The sequence below is a fragment of the Vibrio aphrogenes genome (assembly GCF_002157735.2).
In the GTDB taxonomy this organism is placed as follows: Bacteria; Pseudomonadota; Gammaproteobacteria; order Enterobacterales; family Vibrionaceae; genus Vibrio; species Vibrio aphrogenes.
Genome location: NZ_AP018689.1, coordinates 820,005 through 840,952, shown reverse-complemented (window position 1 = coordinate 840,952; position 20,948 = coordinate 820,005). Strand labels below are relative to the sequence as shown.

Here is a 20,948-nt window from a genome sequence, read left to right as displayed (position 1 = left end):
AAATAGGTAATATTTCTATGGCAAGTGTAGGACTCTTCTTTGGTAGTGACACAGGCAACACTGAAGCAGTTGCTAAAATGATTCAAAAAGAGCTGGGCAAACAACTTGTACATGTACAAGACATTGCAAAAAGCAGCAAAGAAGATATTGATAATTTTGACCTATTACTACTAGGTATTCCTACTTGGTATTACGGTGAATCTCAATGTGATTGGGACGACTTTTTCCCGGAATTAGAAGCTATCGACTTCTCAACTAAATTAGTGGCTATTTTTGGTTGTGGTGACCAAGAAGATTATGCTGAATACTTCTGTGATGCGATGGGTACGGTTCGTGACATCGTTGAAGCAAAAGGCGGTACTATCATCGGTTACTGGCCAACAGAAGGCTATGAATTTGAAGCCTCAAAAGCTTTAGTTGATGATGATAACTTTATTGGTCTTTGTATTGATGAAGATCGTCAGCCAGAACTCACAGAAGCACGCGTAAAAACTTGGTCTAAACAAATTTATGATGAAATGTGTCTAGCAGAATTAGCCGATTAATCAAAAATTTGTGACATATGAAGATACCTCCAAGGTGAGGTATTTTGTTATCATCAGTCTAATGTTATAGTCATTCTATATACATTTTGACAACATTTAGTGAAACACAGTGAACTTGGTCGTTGAATCTACCAAAATAAACAGCATCTTGGTGCTAAATATTTGTAGCATTAACATTAATCATAATTACTGATGTCATTCATGCCTTCTGCTCAAGACAGAATATCACAGGAAAGTACAATGCCAGATAACAACCAAGCTCTAAAGGAAGCAGGCCTAAAAGTCACCTTACCTCGTTTAAAGATTTTAGAGGTACTGCAACAACCGGACTGCCAACACATCAGTGCCGAGGATCTATATAAGAAGCTGATCGATCTTGGTGAAGAAATTGGTCTAGCAACCGTATATCGCGTTTTAAACCAATTTGATGATGCCGGTATTGTAACTCGTCATCATTTTGAAGGTGGTAAATCGGTATTTGAACTCTCAACCCAGCACCATCATGATCACCTTGTGTGCTTAGATTGTGGTGAAGTGATTGAGTTTTCTGATGAACTGATCGAGCAACGCCAAAGAGAGATTGCAGCTCAATACAACGTGCAATTGACTAATCACAGCCTTTACCTATACGGCCGCTGTGCAAATGGTAACTGTAAAACAGATAAAAACGCACATAAAACGAAATAGTTTTTAATGCTTTGTAATCACAATAAAAAACGCACTCATTGAGTGCGTTTTTTTATAACAGCTTCACAGCATGATTAATCGCCAATCTTAGCCCAAGAATCGCGTAAGCCAACGGTACGGTTAAACACTAAATGCTCCGGTGTTGAATCCTTAGCATCGACACAGAAATAGCCTGTACGCTCAAATTGGAAACCAACGCCCGCTTCCGCATCGATTAGACTTGGTTCCACAAACGCTTTTTTAACCACTAGTGACTCTGGGTTAATAGTCGCCGCAAAGTCGTCCGCCGCGGCTGGGTTTGGTACAGTAAATAAGCGATCATACAAACGAACATCCGCAGCAACACCTTTCTCCGCAGATACCCAGTGAATGACACCTTTGACTTTACGACCATCCGCCGGGTTCTTACCTAGCGTTTCAGGATCATAAGAACAGTAGATCGTCGTCACCTTACCTTCACTGTCTTTTTCAATACGGTTAGCTTGGATCACATAAGCACCACGTAAACGTACTTCTTTGCCAAGAACTAAACGCTTATACTTTTTATTCGCTTCTTCACGAAAATCGTCCGCTTCAATCCAGATCTCTTTGGTAAAAGGAACCTGACGAGTGCCCATTTCTGGCTTATTAGGGTGATTCGCAATCGTTAGAGTTTCTTCAGCTTCAAAGTTCTCAATAACCACTTTAACAGGCTCAATGACGGCCATAGCACGCGCAGCATTTTCGTTTAAATCTTCACGAATACACGCTTCTAAAGAACTAAACTCGATCATATTATCTTGTTTAGTAACCCCGATACGCGAACAAAACTCACGAATTGAATTAGGCGTAAATCCACGACGACGTAAACCAGAAATGGTTGGCATACGTGGGTCATCCCAACCATTGACTAATTTTTCAGTCACCAGTTGGTTAAGCTTACGCTTAGACATTACGGTATATTCTAGATTAAGACGGCTAAATTCGTACTGATGCGGTTGGCAGTCAATCGTAATGTTCTCTAAAACCCAGTCATACAAACGACGGTTATCTTGGAATTCTAAAGTACATAATGAATGTGTGATCCCTTCCAACGCATCTGAAATACAATGTGTAAAATCGTACATTGGGTAAATGCACCATTTATCACCCGTTTGATGATGCTCGATAAAACGCACACGATAAATCACCGGATCGCGCATCACGATAAAAGAAGACGCCATATCAATTTTGGCACGTAAACACGCTTTGCCTTCTTCAAAACCGCCATCACGCATCTTTTCAAATAAAGCTAAATTCTCTTCAATGCTACGATCACGATACGGGCTATTTTTACCCGGCTCTTTTAAGGTGCCACGGTATTCACGAATTTCATCAGGTGACAATTCATCCACATAGGCTAAACCTTTTTCAATCAGTTCAACCGCATAGCCGTATAAAGCATCAAAATAGTTTGATGAGTAACAAATATCCCCATCCCATTGAAAACCAAGCCAATTTACATCTTTTTTAATAGAGTCAACGTATTCAATGTCTTCTTTTGCAGGGTTCGTATCATCAAAGCGAAGATTACACTTTCCCTGATAATCTTGTGCCAAACCAAAGTTTAAGCAAATAGACTTCGCATGGCCAATGTGTAAGTAGCCATTGGGTTCAGGTGGGAAACGAGTATGAATCCCTGTGTGTTTGCCATCCGCAAGATCCTTGTCAATAATTTGGCGGATAAAGTTGGATGGTCGAGCCTCAGCTTCACTCATCGATAATACCTCAGTAAAAATGAAAGTCTTTTAATAATCAGGGCTAATGATCCACAATTCTTGCCCTTTACACAACTAGAAGTGCCATTTTCTTTAGCAAATAAATCAAAAGAACGGTAATTATAAAAAAAGGCTCCACAGTGGGAGCCTTAAGGTGAATATTATTCATTCAATTATGGAAGTGTCACATCCGATAAATCGTCAGATTCTGGTACTTTTTTCATTTCACCAGCAACAATTTCAGCCAGTGGACCTAAAATAACTTGTAAGTTATTAGTACCCAGTTTGATAACCCCCATAGCACCTAATGCTTTTAAGGTAGACTCTTCGATTTGGCTCATATCATTCACTGTCAAGCGAAGACGCGTGATACAGGCATCAATGCTAGATAGATTTTGATGGCCACCAAGAGCTTTCAAGTATTGGCGAGCTAATTCAGAAGACTTTTCAGAACCTTTCACATTGGACTCTGTCGCCGCTGTCTCATCTTCACGACCAGGAGTTTTAAGATTGAACTTAACAATCACGGTACGGAATACGAAGTAGTAAATGACAAAGAAAACCAAGCCTTGAGCAAGTAGCATGTACCAGCTTACCGCAAGTGGGTTGCGAGATGATAATACCATATCGACAAGACCAGCTGAGAAGCCAAAACCTGCAATCCAATGCATAGATGCGGCAATGTAAACTGAAATACCAGTTAACAAGGCATGCAAGAAGTACAATGGCGGCGCTAAGAACATGAAAGAGAACTCTAGTGGTTCAGTCACACCCGTAAAGAATGATGCGAAACCAGCGGCAATCATGATAGAAGCTACTTTTTCTTTATTTTTCAAAAAAGAAGTGTGATAGATAGCCAGAGCAGCACCTGGTAAACCAAACATCATGATAGGGAAGAAACCAGCTTGATACATACCTGTTACACCAGGAACAGCAGTACCTTCTGCAATGGATTTCGCACCACCAAGGAAGTTAGGAATATCATTAATACCGGCAACATCAAACCAGAATACTGAGTTTAATGCGTGGTGAAGACCCACTGGAATTAATAAGCGGTTAAAGAAAGCATAAATACCTGCCCCTGTCGCACCTAGACCTTGAATAGACTCACCAAATTGTACTAAGCCACCATAAACAATTGGCCATAAGTACATAAGGATGAAAGCAATCAAAATACCAGCAAAAGACGTTAGAATTGGAATTAAACGCTTACCTGAGAAGAAAGACAAAGCTTTATGTAGTTCAACATGAGAGAAACGGTTATAAATTTCAGCCGTTACGATACCCATCAAGATACCAACGAATTGGTTGTTGATTTTACCAAATGCAGCAGGAACTGCGCTCGGGTCAATGCCTTGAATTTGTGATACGGCACCCGGAGATAATAAAGTAATAACGACCGTATAACCGACAAAACCAGCCAATGCCGCGGCACCATCTTTATCTTTAGACATACCGTATGCAACACCAATTGCAAACAGATATGACATATTATCAATAATCGCGGCACCCGCCTTAATCAAAAATGCAGCTAAAGCACTGTTTGCACCCCAACCATTGGGATCAATCCAGTAGCCTATACCCATTAATATTGCGGCTGCTGGCAGTGTGGCAACAGGTACCATCAACGCCTTACCGACTTTTTGGAAGTATCCAAGAATATTCACCGTAATTCCCCCCTATAGGATTTGGTAAACTATAAAACTTATTTTTTTGGAAAAATTTAGTACAACGACAGTCTATGTAATTAATTTTAGCGCGCAAATTAAAAGGACTTTATTTGTGATCTTTATCAAGAGATATTTACCGGTTTGCTCAAATGTTGTGAAGGATTTATCGTATTTATACTAGATAGTTTTCAAAACTTATTTTATCATGCAAAATAATGCAGTTTAGAAATTATACTTAACTAAATTTGATGTCCTATTGAGGTGTATTATGAGACTTATTCCACTAGAAAATGCAACTGATGTTGGCTTATGGTCAGCTCGCCACATTGTTAATAAAATCAATAAGTTTAATCCAACAGAAGATCGCCCTTTTGTATTAGGTTTACCCACTGGTGGCTCTCCACTTAATACTTATAAACAACTGATCAAATTGCATCAAAACGGTGAAGTAAGCTTTAAACATGTCGTCACTTTCAACATGGATGAATACATCGGTTTACCAGCAGAACACCCAGAATCTTATCGTACATTCATGTATGAGAACTTCTTTAACCATGTTGATGTACAAGAGAAAAACATCAATTTATTAAATGGTAATACCGACGATCATGAAGCAGAATGTAAGCGCTACGAAGATAAGATTAAATCTTACGGCCGCATCAATTTATTTATGGGCGGTGTCGGTAATGATGGTCACATTGCATTCAATGAGCCAGCGTCTTCACTTTCTTCACGCACTCGCATTAAAACACTGACTGAAGATACACGAATTGCCAACTCTCGCTTTTTTGATGGCGACATCAATCAAGTTCCAAAATACGCTTTAACCATTGGTGTTGGCACATTATTAGATTCTGAAGAAGTCATGCTTTTGATCACAGGCCATAACAAGGCTTTAGCGTTACAAGCTGCTGTTGAAGGTTCCGTTAATCATCTATGGACCGTGTCAGCCTTACAATTACACGCTAAATCAGTGATTGTTTGCGATGAACCAGCCACTCAAGAACTCAAAGTAAAAACCGTTAAATACTTTAAAGAACTTGAAGCTGAAAATATTAAGAATATCAAATAAGGTAGGGCTTATATGTATGCTCTGATTAATGCAAAAATCTATACTGGTCATGACGTACTGACAGGGCAAGCCGTTGTGATAGAGAATGGCATGATTCAATCCATTCTCCAACAAGATGAATTGCCAAATGATATTGAGACTATCGATCTTAAAGGGGCAAATTTAAGCCCTGGATTTATTGATTTACAACTCAACGGTTGTGGTGGCGTGATGCTCAATGACGACATCACCGCTGATGCCATGCAAATCATGCATAACGCGAACTTAAAATCGGGTTGTACTAGCTTCTTGCCAACCTTAATTACGTCTTCCAATGAAGATATGCAACAAGCACTTAGCGCAGCACGTGAATATCAACAGCGTTACCAAAATCAATCACTAGGGCTACATTTAGAAGGCCCTTATCTCAATGTGTTGAAAAAAGGTATTCATCGCCCTGACTTCATTCGTAAGTCTGATGACGACATGATCCAGACTATTTGTGATAATCATGATGTGGTCGCTAAAGTGACTTTAGCCCCAGAACAAAATTCACCAGAGCATATTCGACGCTTACGTGAAGCTGGGATCATCGTATCAATCGGCCATACTAATGCGACTTACTCGGAAGCTCGTGCTGGATTTGCAAATGGTATAACCTTTGCTACGCACTTATTCAATGCAATGACACCGATGGTAGGTCGTGAACCCGGTGTAGTTGGGGCTATTTATGATACGCCTGAAGTGTATGCCGGCATTATTGCCGATGGATTTCATGTTGATTATGCTAATATCCGTATCGCACATAAGATTAAAGGTGATAAGCTCGTATTAGTGACGGATGCCACAGCTCCAGCAGGTGCGGACATGGATCACTTTATTTTTGTTGGTAAGAAAGTATATTACCGCAATGGAAAATGTGTTGATGAAAATGGCACATTAGGTGGTTCAGCTTTAACCATGATTGAAGCTGTGCAAAACACAGTTGAACATGTAGGAATCGCTTTAGACGAAGCTCTCAGAATGGCAACGCTTTATCCCGCTCGTGCAATCGGTGTGGACCATAAGCTCGGCCAGGTCAAACCAGGATTAGTGGCAAACTTAACCGTGTTTGATCGTGACTTCAATGTCAAAGCGACGGTTGTTAACGGACAATACGAGCAAGCATAGAATGAATGGCGGACAAATTGGTAATGTAGATTTAGTAAAACAACTGAACAGCGCAGCTGTCTATCGATTAATCGACCAACAAGGGCCGATTTCACGAATACAGGTTGCCGATGTTAGCCAATTAGCCCCCGCCAGTGTCACTAAGATTACTCGCCAGCTGTTAGAGCGAGGTTTAATTAAAGAAGTAGCGCAACAAGCCTCAACGGGTGGCCGACGCGCTATTTCTTTGACCACTGAAACCGCTCCCTTTCATTCTATTGCTATCCGTTTAGGGCGCGATTATATTCAATTGAGTTTGTATGATCTCAGTAGTTTTGAGTTGGCAAGCCAACATGCCCCCTTCAAATACGATAAGCAGCAAGACTTACTCGATGGTCTTGTTCTGCATACCCAAGCTTTTATCAATCAACACAAAGGGCTAATCGATCAATTGATTGCTATTGGTGTGACGCTTCCTGGCCTAGTCAACCCTGAAACTGGGGTGGTTGAATACATGCCTAATACCGAAATAGATAATCTCTCTTTAGGCAAGTTATTAAGCGATACTTTTGGCGTTGAAACCTTCGTGGGTAACGATATCCGCGGTCTCGCCTTAGCTGAACACTATTTTGGTGCGAGTCAAGATTGCCAAGATTCCATTCTTGTCAGTGTTTATCGTGGCACAGGTGCCGGCATCATTGTGAACGGTCAAGTATTTTTAGGCTCTAACCGTAATGTTGGCGAAATTGGTCATATCCAAATTGAACCACTTGGTGATCGATGCCATTGCGGTAACTTTGGCTGTTTAGAAACTATTGCCGCTAACTCCGCTATTATTGCTCATGTACAGTCTCGTCTTGATCAAGGATTTCCATCCAGTTTAGCGAAATTAGACACTCTAACCATGACGACGATTTGTGAACACGCCAATCAAGGTGATGAACTGGCAGTGCAATCACTCACTCGGGTCGGCCATTATCTTGGCAAAGCCATTGCCATGACAGTAAACTTATTTAATCCACAAAAAATCGTTATCGCGGGTGAGCTAGTGAAATCGAAAGAGATCATTTTCCAAGCGATTCAACGTAATATCGAAAGTCATTCACTCGCGACTTTCCATCAAAACCTTCCCATTGTGGAATCCCAGTTATACCAAAAACCCACTATTGGGGCTTTTGCCATGATTAAGCGTGCGATGTTAAATGGAGTCTTGTTGCAAAAACTGTTAGGTGAATAAGCCTAATCGCTCCGAATCCACTTAAAATCAGTATATAATCTTGACGGGTATATCCAGTGATATACCCGTTTTTTTATTGTTAGGAATACCGATTTCATGGATATCTTATTTATTATCGCTGCCTTCTTTTCAGGTTTTATCGCATTAAATCTTAAATTACCCCCGCTGGTTGGCTTCCTTGTCGCAGGTTTTGGCTTGCAATACGCAGGCTTTCACACTACAGAATTGATCACTGGCTTATCCGATGTCGGCGTTATTTTATTATTATTCAGTATTGGCTTGAAATTAGATGCCAAAACCTTAATGGCAAAAGAAATCTGGGCAAGCGCCACTTTGCACAACCTCCTTTCAACCACCTTTTTTTCATTAGCGCTATTTGGTCTAAAAATTCTTGGGATCAATTTATTCAATGATATAGAACATTCACAACTGCTTTTACTGGCTTTTGTCTTATCTTTTTCAAGTACCGTTTTTGCTATCAAAAGCTTAGAAGAAAAAGGCAATATGAACTCGACGTTTGCCACTATTTCAATCGGTATTTTAGTCATGCAAGATATCTTCGCAGTGCTATTTTTGACTATTTCTACCGGTAAAGCACCTGAATGGTATGCAATTGCGCTCTTTGCCTTGCCTTTTACCCGCCCTCTTTTTTATAAAGTCCTAGATAAATGTGGCCACGGTGAAATGTTAGTTTCTTATGGTTTTTTTATGGCCTTAGTTGTAGGCGCAGGTCTGTTTAAACTTGTCGGAATGAAAGCCGATTTAGGGGCGCTAGTTGTCGGAATGTTATTAGCTGGGCATTACAAAGCTTCCGAACTGTCTAAATCCATCTTTAACATTAAAGAACTCTTCCTAATTAGCTTCTTTTTAAGTATTGGCTTATCCAATACCCCAACCATGGACGGAGTTCTATTAGCACTCTTGTTAATGTTATTACTACCGATGAAAGGCTTGTTGTATTTTGCAGTCATTAACTTGTTTAAGTTTCGAGTACGCACCTCATTACTCGCATCCTTAACCTTACTTAACTACAGTGAATTTGGCCTGATTGTGTCGGGTATCGCCTTTAAAATGGGCTGGCTACCTGGAGAAATGATGGTGGCCATTGCTATTGCCGTATCGCTGTCATTCATCATTTCCGCCCCCATCAATAATATGAGTAATACGATTTATCGTCATACATCTCATTGGCTACGTGAACGCTCTGATGAAAAACTGCATTTTAAAGATAAACGTATCAATCCTGGCCATGCTCAAGTCCTGATCTTGGGAATGGGAAGAATCGGCACTGGAGCATACGATGAAATCCGTTCACGTTATGGCAAAATCAGCCTTGGTGTCGAAACTCGCGCCGATATTGCCAGCACTCACCGCAATAGCGGCCGTAATGTTATTCATGGCGATGCAACAGACTCTGATTTTTGGGACCGCATTTTAAATATTGCCAATGTCAAACTGGTGTTATTAGCGATGCCTCACCACAAAGGCAACCAATTTGCTTTAGAACAATTAAAATCCCGTCAATATAAGGGATTAATTGCCGCGATTGCAGAATACCCAGACCAAGTCACAGAAATGACACAAAATGGAGTCGATGCGGCATTTAATATTTATAACGAAGCTGGTGCCGGTTTTGCTCGTCACGTTTGTGATAAGTTATCTCCTCAATTTAAAATGATGCAACCAGGAGAATGGGATAAAACCAAAGATCTCACCGAGTCTTGATACTTTAGTTCACAAACCAGGAAAACTATTTTAAAAAAGAAGGTGCTGATTTATAGCTAGCTTGAACAAAAAACAACCTAGCCAATAAAATATTCACTATAAGTGTCTTTTTGGTGAATGCTATTTAATGGATTATTGATTTTGTCATTTTTTTAATAATGATTGGTTGCTTTTTTTGTTGATAGTGGCAAATTGAATGTAACGAAAAAATGATAATTTAGAACAGATTTTAAGGATTGAGATATGTGTTCAGTATTCGGTATTTTAGATATTAAGTCAGACCCAGCCACGCTTCGTCCAATGGCATTAGAAATGTCCAAAAAGCTTCGTCATCGCGGCCCAGATTGGTCAGGTATTTATGCTTCGGATAAGGCTATTTTAGCGCATGAGCGTCTTTCAATTGTTGGCTTAAATAGTGGTGCTCAACCGCTCTATAGTGAAGACAAAAAACACATTCTTGCGGTTAACGGTGAAATTTATAACCATAAAGAAATTCGTGCGCGTTATGCCGATAAATTCAATTTCCAAACTGATTCTGACTGTGAAGTGATTCTAGCGCTCTACCAAGAACTCGGTGAAGACTTACTAGAAGAATTAAACGGCATTTTTGCATTCGTTCTTTATGATGAAGAAAAAGACAAATACTTAATTGGTCGTGACCATATCGGTATCATTCCTTTATACCAAGGTTACGATGAACACGGTAACTACTACGTTGCTTCAGAAATGAAAGCATTAGTACCTGTGTGTAACACCATCAGTGAATTCCCTCCAGGTTGTTATTATGGCTCCGATGACGCAGAACCGGTGCGCTATTATCAACGTGATTGGATGGAATATGCGGCGGTACAAGGCAACACCACCAGCAAAGAAGATCTAACCAAAGCTTTAGAAGACGCCGTAAAACGCCAATTAATGACCGACGTGCCTTATGGCGTTTTATTATCCGGTGGTTTGGATTCTTCCATTACCTCCGCAGTAGCAAAACGTTTTGCCGCCCTACGTATTGAAGATGATGAACAATCACAAGCTTGGTGGCCACAATTGCACTCCTTTGCTATTGGCTTAGAAGGTGCTCCAGATCTTAAAGCTGCACGTGAAGTGGCTGAAAAACTGGGCACTGTCCATCATGAAATGACCTACACAGTACAAGAAGGTTTAGATGCCATTCGTGATGTGATTTATCACATTGAAACTTATGATGTCACCACCATTCGCGCTTCTACACCTATGTTCTTATTAGCACGAAAAATCAAAGCGATGGGCATTAAAATGGTTCTTTCAGGTGAAGGTGCTGATGAGATCTTTGGTGGCTATTTATACTTCCATAAAGCGCCAAATGCCAAAGAGTTTCATGAAGAAACCGTACGTAAGCTCTTAGCATTAAATATGTTTGATTGTGCGCGTGCCAATAAATCACTTGCCGCTTGGGGTGTAGAAGGTCGTGTGCCATTCTTAGATAAAGAGTTTATCGATGTTGCTATGCGTCTTAACCCTGAAGATAAAATGTGTGGCAATGGCAAAATGGAAAAACACGTTTTACGTGAATGTTTTGAACATTACCTTCCAGAATCGATTGCATGGCGTCAAAAAGAGCAATTCTCCGATGGTGTTGGCTATAACTGGATTGATTCCTTAAAAGCACAAGCCGAGGAAAAAGTAAGTGATCAACAGCTGGCTAATGCGGCATTTAAATTCCCATACAATACGCCAACCACAAAAGAAGGTTACGTATACCGTGAGATTTTTGCAGAATTGTTCCCATTAGAATCGGCAGCTAAATGTGTCCCTGGAGGCCCTTCTGTGGCTTGTTCTTCTGCAACGGCTATCGAGTGGGATGAATCATTCAAAAACAATGCAGATCCATCAGGGCGTGCCGTAAAAGCCGTGCATAACGACGCTTATTAATTTATTCATCGCTTACGTACAATAAAATCAAAGCCTATTCCATGAGAATAGGCTTTGTTATTTTGAATCAGCGCTTGGTTGAGTCAATGAAAGTAAAGAGAAATGAAATGAAAAGAACAGAAAATCTGTTTTACCAGTCAACTTGAGCGTTATCGACCTTAATGGTCACTTCTTTATTAATAAGGGTAATCAATAGTATTGACCGCTTTTCGCCATCAGGCTCTTGGTAAATGGCCTCAAATCCTGCAAATTGTCCAGCGGTGATTTGAACCTTTTGTCCATGTTTAGGCAGTTGAGCACAAGCTTCATCACAAGCTTGATAACATTGTAAACGCTCGATGATCCCTCTCGGAACTTGGTAGGGTTGCCCTCCAAAACGAACAAAATCCATGACTCCTCGAGTGGAGCGAATGGTGGTAAAGCTTGGCCCTACTTCTAGATCAATCGCAATAAACATATAAGAAGGAAACAGTGGCTCACAAACCCGTTGTCTTTTACCTCTTAAAATCTTTTCAACTTCAATTTCGGGTGAGTAACATTCTACCCCTTGATTTTCTAAGTGCAGCGTAGCCCTCTTCTGCTCTCCGCGCTTACAATAAAGTAAATACCAGCTCTTCATCGACTCGAACCTTAAAAAAATTTATTCATCCTAACAGGATGCATCCCTTATTCACACAGCTGACGGCCAAACAAATCGATTGAAATTGTATACAAAGATTAACTCTTACATCTTATATGGATATTTACGGTTAAAAATTGTCCAGACAGTAAGAAAATGTAAAAAGAATAGTTTTAAATCATTGTAGTTTCAATTTTTGAGCTGTATATATATTCTCAGCATTAGATTCTGTGTTCTCTTACATTATAAAAACTTATGAATAATGATTAAGATATGCGCAATAATAAAAAGCTAATTATATAGCACAAACAAAACATTATACGGTTTAGCGCTAATGTAGTTTGCACTAAACCAATATTGAAATGGGAAATCAAATGACAACACAACAAGCAACGGTTTCTAAGACTAAGTCATTTATGACTGTGTCACTAATCGAATTATGGGAGCGATTCGGTTATTACGGCATGCAAGCCCTCATCGTTTACTTCATGATCCAACGCTTAGGATTTGAAGACTCCCGTGCAAACTTAGTCTGGGGCGCTTGTGCAGCACTAATTTACGTCTCACCTGCTATTGGTGGATGGATTGGTGACAAAATATTAGGCACCAAGCGTACGATGATCATCGGTGCATTTGTTCTTTCTCTTGGTTATGCGTTAATGACGATTCCATCAGAAAACACTTGGGTGCTCTTTATTGCTTTAGGTGTCATTGTCGTTGGTAATGGTCTATTTAAACCCAATGCGGGTAACCTCGTTCGTAAAATCTACGAAGGTGATGATTCTAAAATCGATAGTGCATTTACCATTTACTACATGGCAGTTAACGTCGGCTCAACGATCTCCATGCTTCTAACGCCTTGGGTAAAAGATTACATCAATGAACAATACCAAAACCAATTTGGTTGGCACGCGGCATTTGCAGTATGTTGTGTCGGCTTATTAGTCGGCCTCGCCAATTACTGTGTCATGCGTAACACTTTAAAAGATTACGGCTCAGAACCTGATACAAAACCTGTTCATATGGGTAAATTAATGCTCGTATTAGCTGGCTCAGTGATCGCGGTCGGTGTTTCTGCCCTGATCCTTGAATATCAAGAACTGGCTCGTATTTTCGTTTACGTCGCGGGTATTGTGGTACTTGGTATTTTTACATACCTAATTCGTAATAGTGAGCAACATGAACGTGCCGGCTTAATTGCAGCGCTAGTGTTGATCATTCAAACGGTCTTCTTCTTTATTTTCTACCAACAAATGTCAACCTCACTGGCATTATTTGCATTACGTAACGTGGACTTAAACTTTACCGTTTTTGGTAGTCACTTATTAACATGGTCTCCAGCTCAGTTCCAAGCCTTGAACCCAATCTGGATCATGTTATTAAGCCCAGTGCTTGCTCTGATCTATTCAAAAGCGGGCGCTAAAAATAAAGACCTTTCAATTGCGGCTAAATTTGCTCTTGGTTTTGCGGTCGTGGCAATTGGCTTCTTTGTTTACGGTTTTGCGGGTAACTTTGCTGTCAATGGTAAAACCACATCATGGGTGATGATTGCTGGTTACGGTGCTTACTCTCTAGGTGAATTACTAGTTAGCGGCCTTGGTCTTGCAATGATTGCTCGTTACGCTCCTGAGCGTATGGGTGGCTTTATGATGGGTGCTTATTTCGTCGCATCGGGTATCTCTCAATACTTGGGTGGTGTGGTTGCAAACTTTGCCAGCATTCCAAAAGGCATGACAGATCCATTAGAAACGTTACCTATTTACACCAGCTTATTTAATAAACTCGGTATGGCTGCGGTCGTGTGTACTTTCATTGCACTGGCTGTATTACCATTAATGCGTCGCCTTGATAAGCAACACCAAGCGATTCGTTAAAAAGTAAATTTTCTATCTAAAAAAAATACCGCCTTAGTGCGGTATTTTTTTATCTGTTTAAGATGTATTTTCTCGCTTAAAACCCTAACCTAATCGGTAATATAGGGAGAAACCAGAGCCGCCATCATCTCAATATGCGTATCACTATCATTTAAACATTCAATATAGCGAAATGCCTTCCCGCCCGCTTGTTGATAAATCTCTTTACCTTCGATAGCAATTTCTTCTAATGTTTCAATACAATCGCTCGCAAAAGCAGGAGAGATAACATCTAAGGTTTGATGTTTTTGCGCCGCAAGTTGTTGTAATGTTTGCTCAGTGTAAGGTTGTAGCCACGCTTCTTTGCCAAATCTTGATTGATAACTCATCCCTATTTGCTCAGGCGATAAACCCAACTCCTGACCAAGCAATTGTGTTGTCATTTCACAATGCAGAGGATAGACATCACCTTGATTGGCTAAGCGCTGCGGAATACCATGATAAGAGCAAAGTAAGTAATCCCCTTGCCCATGTTGTTGCCAATATTGCTGCACTTTATGAGCCAATGCTTTGATATACAAAGGATGCGTATGATAGTCACGGATAAAATGATAACTGGGCATGGTGATCATTTTTTGCAAACAACGGGCCATTGCATCCGAGACTGCTGCTGTCGTCGTGCTGGAATATTGAGGATATAAAGGCAAGACCACAATCTCATCACAGCCTTGGGACAAGAGTTGTTGGAGACCACTTTCAATACTTGGATTTCCATAAGTCATGCCTAAGGCAACTGGCCGATTTAATACCGTTTGTAATTTTTCAACCTGACGTTTGGAATACACCATTAACGGTGAGCCTTCTGCCATCCAAACTTGTTGATAAACCTTAGCCACTTTAGGAGAGCGTAAAGGTAAGATAATACCATTGAGCAATGACCACCAAGCTAAACGAGGAATACTCACTACTCGCTTATCACTTAAAAATGGCTTCAAGAATTGTTTCACACCTTGAGGGGTTGCACTTTCTGGTGTACCAAGATTAACGAGTAATACGCCTGTTTGAGCTCCATTTGGTGTACTCATCTTCACCTCTCATCATTAATAGCTATAAAAAAAGCGACACTAAGGTCGCTTAATATATCAAATAATCTTTCTATACATCGACTCTTTTACCTATCAAATCAATAGACAAAATAACGATGAATATAACCATTATTTTGTTAGTGCTTTTTCGATATCAGCGCTAACATCAGAAACTGGTTTTGTACCGTCAAACTTCAAGTAAGTCGTGTTGCCCGCTTCCGCTTCTTTGGTGTAGTAAGCGATCAATGGTGCTGTTTGTTCATGATAAACACCTAAACGAGCGCGTACTGTTTCTTCTTTATCGTCATCACGAACCACAAGATCTTCACCAGTCACGTCGTCTTTTCCTTCCACTTTAGGCGGATTATAAACTACGTGGTAAGTACGGCCTGATGCTAAGTGAGCACGGCGACCTGCCATACGTTCAACGATCACGCTATCAGCAACATCAAACTCGATCACGTAATCAACATCAACACCCAGTGCCTTCAAGCCATCCGCTTGAGGAATAGTGCGAGGGAAACCATCTAATAAGAAGCCTTTTTCACAATCGTCTTGTGCAATACGCTCTTTAATTAAACCTAAGATGATGTCATCCGATACTAATTGCCCAGCATCGATAACCGCTTTTGCTTGTTTGCCCATCTCAGTGCCAGCTTTGATTGCCGCACGTAACATATCACCAGTGGAGATTTGTGGAATACCAAACTTTTCCATAATGAACTGAGCTTGAGTACCTTTACCTGCACCCGGAGCGCCTAAAAGAATGATGCGCATGATTATTCCTCTTTTTAATATTTTTATACCGAAGCTCACTGTAATGCAGCCACTACGGTAAGTTTCGGTATAATGATTGCGTCAGTATCTCTTTGTTATCAAAAAGATTAACGACAAATTACAAACTAAGGCCGGGATTTTACCACAAATTCCGACCTTAGTTCATTTTTAGTTATGATTGGTCTGTGACTTCTCTTTTAGTCAGCGACATTTTTACCCATAACTCATCTTTCAATGTATTACTGTTAAATATTAATGAGTCAATAGTGCGTTGATTGCGCCCACAAAGTGACTTGGGTCTTCCATTGCCCCACGTTCAGCCAACATCGCTTGACCTAACAGTACTTCCACCCAACGTCCGAATGCTTCTTCGTCGGTTTCATCGGCCATACGTTTCACTAATGCATGATTTGGGTTAATTTCAAAAATGTACTTCACTTCAGGGACATCTTGACCTGCTGCAGCAAGTAACTTCGCCATTTGAGTACCAATTTCGTAGTCATCAGTGACCACAACGGCTGGAGTATTAGCAAGCTTGAAGGTCGTACGAACTTCTTTAACACGGTCGCCTAGGTAAGTTTTGGTACGTTCAATAACCGACTTAAACTGCTCTTCCGTTTCTTTTTGCTGCTCTTTTTCAGCTTCATCTTCGAATGTAGATAAATCAAGACCGGCTTTAGTAATTGCTTGGAACTGTTTGCCGTCAAATTCTGTTAAGTAGTTCATCAACCACTCATCGATACGGTCAAACATTAAAATTACTTCTAAGCCTTTTGATTTAAACTGCTCAAGGTGTGGGCTGTTTTTCGCCGCAGCATAACTATCGGCCGTTAAGTAGTAGATCTTATCTTGGCCTTCTTTCATGCGCTCAACGTAAGAGGCAAGAGAAACGGTTTGCTCGGCACTCTCAACATGTGTCGATGCAAAACGCATCAAACCGGCAATTTTTTCTTTGTTAGAGAAATCTTCCGCTGGGCCTTCTTTTAGTACCAAACCAAACTCTTTCCAGAATGATTGATATTTTTCTTCATCACGGTTAGCTAATTTTTCAAGCATACCTAGCACCCGCTTAGTACAAGCATTGCGTAGCGATTGCGTGATCTTGTTATCTTGTAAAATTTCACGTGATACGTTCAGTGGTAGATCATTTGAATCAATCAAGCCTTTAACAAAACGTAGGTAAGAAGGCATAAACTGCTCAGCATCATCCATAATAAAGACACGTTGCACATACAGTTTTAAGCCTGCTTGATGATCACGATTCATCATATCCCATGGTGCTTTAGACGGGATATATAATAAACTGGTGTAATCATTTTTACCTTCAACTTTGTTATGGCTCCAAGTTAAAGGATCGGCGAAATCGTGTGATACATGCTTATAGAACTCAATGTATTCTTCATCTGTAACGTCAGATTTAGTGCGAGTCCATAATGCCTGTGCTTTATTGATCTGCTCCCAAGACGACTCTTTTTTGGTGACTTTAGTACCATCTTCGTTTTCTTCGCCCGTCTCAACGTCTTTTTCTACCCAAATCGAAACAGGAATACCAATATGATCAGAATATTTACTGATCACATCACGTAGTCGATACTCAGATAAGAACTCTTTTCCTTCTTCACGCATATGTAAGACGATGTCAGTACCGCGCGTTTCTTTGGTAATGTCTTCAATGGTGTAATCACCTTCACCGGCAGAATGCCATTGCACGGCTTTATCTGCCGCAACACCGGCTGCGCGAGTACGGACAGTCACCGCATCAGCCACGATAAAGGCCGAATAAAAACCGACTCCAAATTGACCAATCAACTGTGAATCTTTACTTTGATCTTCTGATAATTTAGAGAAAAACTCAGCTGTACCTGATTTTGCAATGGTACCTAAATGCTCAATCACATCGTCACGAGACATACCAATACCATTATCTGAAATAGTTAACGTATTGGTCTCTTTATTAAAAGACAGCTTTACCCCAAGATCAGCATCACCTTGATATAAATCTGGATTGGATAAAGCCTGAAAGCGCAACTTATCTGCGGCATCCGATGCGTTTGAAATTAACTCACGTAAGAAGATTTCTTTGTTGGAATACAAAGAGTGGATCATCAAATGTAACAATTGTTTTACTTCAGATTGAAATCCACGGGTTTCTTTATTATTTGTCATTGTATCGCTCATGAGAACTCCACTTTGTGTTGCTCGTATAGGTGTTAATCAAAATCGTATTTATGAAATTTGGGCGGAGGAATATAAATTCAAGGTAAAAAATCATCAAATTCGTGTTTTTCTTATCAATTTTGATTATCATGAAGGCGAAAAACATCATAAAATCTAAATTTCGATAATTTACATCCCATCGAAAGAGTAAAATCAACCTTTTTGCTACTGAGAACACCTAAATGACTAATATAGGCACTAAATATATTCTTGCCCAAAAGTTCATCTTCGATCCTTATAGCAATACGCTTACTGATCTCAATGATAATGATGAAGATAGTATCGTACGTTTAGGAAGTAACGAAAGCCGTATACTTATGATTTTAATTGACAACCCAAATCAAGTGGTGAGTCGGGATCAATTGCATGAGTATGTCTGGCGTGACCAAGGATTTCAGGTCGACGATTCAAGCCTAACTCAAGCCATCTCTACGCTGCGTAAGATGCTACAAGATTCTACAAAATCACCACAATTTATAAAAACCGTTCCTAAGCGCGGCTATCAACTGATCTCTGAAGTTGAACCAGCAACCTCACAAAAACAAAATGAAGACATCTCCGCCGCTCTCAATGAGGCAGAGATAATGACTACTGTTGCTGATATTCAAGAACCGGCGATACATCAACCTATTGAAATAACAACATCTTCTGCTCCTCATGCTCATCAACCTGTAGGAGTAAAACCAGAAAAAACCAAAACGCCATTATGGATTAAATGCGTTTGGGCCTTATCTTTGGCGGTACCGTTAACCGCATGGATAGCCAGCACTCCAAAGTCGGAAGATCTTGTTCAAGTGGCTATGTTAGATAATGTGCCCCTGATGCTCCTTTCCAACCAAGCAGAAATTGATAATTGGTTACCTATCATTAAAAAGTGTACTAAAAGTTACCAAAAAGACACCTCGACACCTTTGACTAAAGTAGTTACCACTGGCGGAAGTAATGACGATATTGCGCTAAATTTCATTCACGATGTCGCCCATTCGGAAGAAAATAAAACCATCGTGTTATTTAGAAACCAAACCGACTTCAATTTACTGTGTCAATAGAGGTGACTATGAAAAAAACAGTATCTATTGCCATATTCATTGCTGCCATTATCGGCTCCTTCTTATATTGGAATGGGGATGGAAAGATTAAGCAAAAATTGCTCTCTCAAGAATGGCACTCCACCACGATTGCTTACATGAGCCTCTGGGAGCATAGTGCCTCTTCTTTAGATAAAGCCGTGATAACTTCAACGGTAAAATATTTACCAAACCATACTTATTTGAAAAACTCGACGTTAGTATTTTCAAGCCAAAATATCAAAGAGCCTGTCGAGATCACCATTGCTGAAGCCGGCCAATGGGATTTAAGTGATAATTACCTGATTGTCGTACCGAGTGAGTTTAAAGATATTTCGACTAAACCGATCACGCAAATCTCTGCTGAGCACGCAGATACTTTGAAAAATCTATTTAAAATCAGCTCTCAACAAAGCCGTAAAATCGATGTCATTGATGATCGAACCTTGCTGCTGACAAGCTTAGGGCATGGCTCAACCCTGCTTTATGAATTAGATTAAGCTGGCATATTACAAGAAAAATGTAAGTATCGTGTGGACATGGGGGCTCAATGTGTACCCCCCCCCCTTTTTTAGTGGCTCTCAATATAATTGCGACTCTAGAAAGGCTCCATGTTTTACCGTTATCCCTTATACCAATCAGACTAATGAGATGATCTGGTAATGAGTAAGGTTGGTATTCACAACGTTCCCCATGATGATAAGAGAACCGATAAAATGAAAGCCGAGATCCACATTTATTATTGTCGCCAATGTAATTGGATGCTGAGAGCCAATTGGTTAAGCCAGGAACTCTTACACACGTTTAGTGAAGATGTTGATTTTATCGCCCTACATCCTGACACTGGAGGGCGATTTGAAATTCATTGTAATAGTCAGGTTATCTGGGATAGAAAAGTCGATAATGGCTTTCCAGAAGCAAAAGTACTCAAACAAAGAGTCCGAGATATTATTGACCCAGAAAGATCTCTAGGTCATGTCGATACTCATTAGTGTTAGACGCTCTTATTATAAGAGTTGGCTTCTATTTAAAAGTTAGCCTCTATTTAAGAGATATCGCCTACCAATAGAGAACCTTGAGTATACAGCGTATCGTCTTCTAAAAGCAGCACACTAAACACGCCATCTTGATACAGGCCATAACTCGCTTTTAAGCCATTTTTAGGAAACGTGATAGAACCCGGGTTAAAAATAAATTGTTTATCATGCCAACTGGCTTGTGGGATATGCGTATGTCCGTGACATAAAATATCCCCTGGGTTTAATAACGGAAGGCGACTCGCGTGATATAAATGCCCATGAGTTAAAAACATTTTTTGCCCAGATTCTAATAGTACTAACATCGAATCCATAAGCATCGGAAATTCCAATAACATTTGATCGACTTCACTATCACAATTACCGCGTACCGCACTGATACAATGTTTGTACTGATTTAAAAGGTTGGCCACTTCAGCGGGGTTATAATTATCTGGCACTGGATTTCTTGGACCATGGTTTAAAATATCCCCTAGTAAGATCAAATGCTCCGCTCCAGATCGCTCAAAAGCATTCAGGGCTTGTTGGGTTGATTTCAAACAACCATGTAAATCAGAAATAAAAAATAGTTTCATATCAAACTCA

Annotated in this window: 18 protein-coding genes; 11 read left to right on the top strand and 7 right to left on the bottom strand. The window is 40.2% G+C overall.

Going from position 1 to position 20,948, the window contains the following annotated elements:
* The first annotated feature begins 17 nt into the window (after positions 1-17).
* A complete protein-coding gene (fldA, locus tag VCA1004_RS03930) occupies positions 18-545 on the top strand; it encodes a flavodoxin FldA (protein ID WP_086982744.1) in 528 nt (175 codons plus the stop codon).
* Positions 546-785: 240 nt separating this feature from the next.
* The gene (gene fcrX, locus VCA1004_RS03925; protein ID WP_086982742.1) at positions 786-1,232 is read left to right on the top strand and encodes a ferric iron uptake transcriptional regulator FcrX; all 447 of its coding nucleotides are present in this window, start codon (positions 786-788) and stop codon (positions 1,230-1,232) included.
* 74 nt (positions 1,233-1,306) lie between these two features.
* On the opposite strand, the gene glnS is transcribed toward fcrX, so the two are convergent.
* Both glnS and nagE read right to left on the bottom strand, forming a co-directional pair.
* Entirely contained in the window at positions 1,307-2,968 is a 1,662-nt protein-coding gene (glnS, locus tag VCA1004_RS03920; RefSeq protein WP_086982740.1) for a glutamine--tRNA ligase, read from the bottom strand.
* Positions 2,969-3,141: 173 nt separating this feature from the next.
* The gene (gene nagE / locus VCA1004_RS03915; RefSeq protein WP_086982738.1) at positions 3,142-4,635 is read right to left on the bottom strand and encodes an N-acetylglucosamine-specific PTS transporter subunit IIBC; all 1,494 of its coding nucleotides are present in this window, start codon (positions 4,633-4,635) and stop codon (positions 3,142-3,144) included.
* A 271-nt stretch (positions 4,636-4,906) separates the two neighbouring features.
* On the opposite strand from nagE, the gene nagB reads away from it, so the two are divergent.
* The 5 genes from nagB (at position 4,907) to asnB (ending at position 11,708) form a co-directional block, all read left to right on the top strand.
* Entirely contained in the window at positions 4,907-5,710 is an 804-nt protein-coding gene (nagB, locus tag VCA1004_RS03910) for a glucosamine-6-phosphate deaminase (RefSeq protein ID WP_086982736.1), read from the top strand.
* Positions 5,711-5,722: 12 nt separating this feature from the next.
* The gene (gene nagA, locus VCA1004_RS03905) at positions 5,723-6,859 is read left to right on the top strand and encodes an N-acetylglucosamine-6-phosphate deacetylase (RefSeq protein WP_086982734.1); all 1,137 of its coding nucleotides are present in this window, start codon (positions 5,723-5,725) and stop codon (positions 6,857-6,859) included.
* Position 6,860: 1 nt separating this feature from the next.
* The gene (gene nagC, locus VCA1004_RS03900) at positions 6,861-8,075 is read left to right on the top strand and encodes a DNA-binding transcriptional regulator NagC (RefSeq protein WP_086982732.1); all 1,215 of its coding nucleotides are present in this window, start codon (positions 6,861-6,863) and stop codon (positions 8,073-8,075) included.
* A gap of 96 nt (positions 8,076-8,171) precedes the next feature.
* Entirely contained in the window at positions 8,172-9,800 is a 1,629-nt protein-coding gene (locus tag VCA1004_RS03895) for a cation:proton antiporter family protein (RefSeq protein ID WP_086982730.1), read from the top strand.
* Between the two features lie 243 nt (positions 9,801-10,043).
* Positions 10,044-11,708, top strand: a complete 1,665-nt coding sequence (asnB, locus tag VCA1004_RS03890; protein ID WP_086982728.1) for an asparagine synthase B — start codon at positions 10,044-10,046, stop codon at positions 11,706-11,708.
* Between the two features lie 130 nt (positions 11,709-11,838).
* On the opposite strand, the gene rfaH is transcribed toward asnB, so the two are convergent.
* Complete coding sequence (gene rfaH, locus VCA1004_RS03885) at positions 11,839-12,327, bottom strand: transcription/translation regulatory transformer protein RfaH (RefSeq protein WP_086982726.1); 489 nt, start codon at positions 12,325-12,327, stop codon at positions 11,839-11,841.
* A gap of 374 nt (positions 12,328-12,701) precedes the next feature.
* Between rfaH and VCA1004_RS03880 the strand changes: the two genes are divergently transcribed.
* On the top strand, positions 12,702-14,201 hold the full coding sequence (locus VCA1004_RS03880) for a peptide MFS transporter (protein ID WP_086982724.1): 1,500 nt from the start codon (positions 12,702-12,704) through the stop codon (positions 14,199-14,201).
* An 89-nt stretch (positions 14,202-14,290) separates the two neighbouring features.
* Here VCA1004_RS03880 and hemH read toward each other — a convergent pair whose 3' ends face one another.
* From hemH to htpG, 3 genes are all read right to left on the bottom strand, one after another.
* The gene (gene hemH / locus VCA1004_RS03875; RefSeq protein ID WP_086982722.1) at positions 14,291-15,265 is read right to left on the bottom strand and encodes a ferrochelatase; all 975 of its coding nucleotides are present in this window, start codon (positions 15,263-15,265) and stop codon (positions 14,291-14,293) included.
* A gap of 129 nt (positions 15,266-15,394) precedes the next feature.
* The gene (gene adk / locus VCA1004_RS03870; RefSeq protein WP_086982719.1) at positions 15,395-16,042 is read right to left on the bottom strand and encodes an adenylate kinase; all 648 of its coding nucleotides are present in this window, start codon (positions 16,040-16,042) and stop codon (positions 15,395-15,397) included.
* A gap of 252 nt (positions 16,043-16,294) precedes the next feature.
* Positions 16,295-18,220, bottom strand: a complete 1,926-nt coding sequence (gene htpG / locus VCA1004_RS03865) for a molecular chaperone HtpG (RefSeq protein ID WP_086982717.1) — start codon at positions 18,218-18,220, stop codon at positions 16,295-16,297.
* Positions 18,221-18,441: 221 nt separating this feature from the next.
* On the opposite strand from htpG, the gene VCA1004_RS03860 reads away from it, so the two are divergent.
* The 3 genes from VCA1004_RS03860 (at position 18,442) to VCA1004_RS03850 (ending at position 20,318) form a co-directional block, all read left to right on the top strand.
* Entirely contained in the window at positions 18,442-19,308 is an 867-nt protein-coding gene (locus tag VCA1004_RS03860) for a winged helix-turn-helix domain-containing protein (protein WP_086982714.1), read from the top strand.
* Between the two features lie 8 nt (positions 19,309-19,316).
* Positions 19,317-19,826 (top strand): regulatory protein ToxS, encoded by a 510-nt coding sequence (locus VCA1004_RS03855; RefSeq protein WP_086982712.1) that lies wholly within the window; start codon positions 19,317-19,319, stop codon positions 19,824-19,826.
* 216 nt (positions 19,827-20,042) lie between these two features.
* Positions 20,043-20,318: a SelT/SelW/SelH family protein gene (locus VCA1004_RS03850; RefSeq protein WP_086984627.1), complete on the top strand. Its 276-nt coding sequence runs from the start codon at positions 20,043-20,045 to the stop codon at positions 20,316-20,318.
* Between the two features lie 53 nt (positions 20,319-20,371).
* Here VCA1004_RS03850 and yfcE read toward each other — a convergent pair whose 3' ends face one another.
* Positions 20,372-20,938, bottom strand: coding sequence for a phosphodiesterase (gene yfcE / locus VCA1004_RS03845; protein WP_086982710.1), 567 nt, complete (start codon positions 20,936-20,938; stop codon positions 20,372-20,374).
* Positions 20,939-20,948: the final 10 nt, after the last annotated feature.

What these genes read in the sequence shown, in the direction of transcription:
- VCA1004_RS03850 (WP_086984627.1), top strand. Translation starts at nt 20,043, where the DNA reads ATGAAAGCCGAGATCCACATTTATTATTGTCGCCAATGTAATTGGATG.
- hemH (WP_086982722.1), bottom strand. Translation starts at nt 15,265, where the DNA reads ATGAGTACACCAAATGGAGCTCAAACAGGCGTATTACTCGTTAATCTT.
- asnB (WP_086982728.1), top strand. Translation starts at nt 10,044, where the DNA reads ATGTGTTCAGTATTCGGTATTTTAGATATTAAGTCAGACCCAGCCACG.
- fldA (WP_086982744.1), top strand. Translation starts at nt 18, where the DNA reads ATGGCAAGTGTAGGACTCTTCTTTGGTAGTGACACAGGCAACACTGAA.
- fcrX (WP_086982742.1), top strand. Translation starts at nt 786, where the DNA reads ATGCCAGATAACAACCAAGCTCTAAAGGAAGCAGGCCTAAAAGTCACC.
- rfaH (WP_086982726.1), bottom strand. Translation starts at nt 12,327, where the DNA reads ATGAAGAGCTGGTATTTACTTTATTGTAAGCGCGGAGAGCAGAAGAGG.
- VCA1004_RS03855 (WP_086982712.1), top strand. Translation starts at nt 19,317, where the DNA reads ATGAAAAAAACAGTATCTATTGCCATATTCATTGCTGCCATTATCGGC.
- yfcE (WP_086982710.1), bottom strand. Translation starts at nt 20,938, where the DNA reads ATGAAACTATTTTTTATTTCTGATTTACATGGTTGTTTGAAATCAACC.
- VCA1004_RS03880 (WP_086982724.1), top strand. Translation starts at nt 12,702, where the DNA reads ATGACAACACAACAAGCAACGGTTTCTAAGACTAAGTCATTTATGACT.
- nagC (WP_086982732.1), top strand. Translation starts at nt 6,861, where the DNA reads ATGAATGGCGGACAAATTGGTAATGTAGATTTAGTAAAACAACTGAAC.
- adk (WP_086982719.1), bottom strand. Translation starts at nt 16,042, where the DNA reads ATGCGCATCATTCTTTTAGGCGCTCCGGGTGCAGGTAAAGGTACTCAA.
- glnS (WP_086982740.1), bottom strand. Translation starts at nt 2,968, where the DNA reads ATGAGTGAAGCTGAGGCTCGACCATCCAACTTTATCCGCCAAATTATT.
- VCA1004_RS03895 (WP_086982730.1), top strand. Translation starts at nt 8,172, where the DNA reads ATGGATATCTTATTTATTATCGCTGCCTTCTTTTCAGGTTTTATCGCA.
- nagB (WP_086982736.1), top strand. Translation starts at nt 4,907, where the DNA reads ATGAGACTTATTCCACTAGAAAATGCAACTGATGTTGGCTTATGGTCA.
- htpG (WP_086982717.1), bottom strand. Translation starts at nt 18,220, where the DNA reads ATGAGCGATACAATGACAAATAATAAAGAAACCCGTGGATTTCAATCT.
- VCA1004_RS03860 (WP_086982714.1), top strand. Translation starts at nt 18,442, where the DNA reads ATGACTAATATAGGCACTAAATATATTCTTGCCCAAAAGTTCATCTTC.
- nagA (WP_086982734.1), top strand. Translation starts at nt 5,723, where the DNA reads ATGTATGCTCTGATTAATGCAAAAATCTATACTGGTCATGACGTACTG.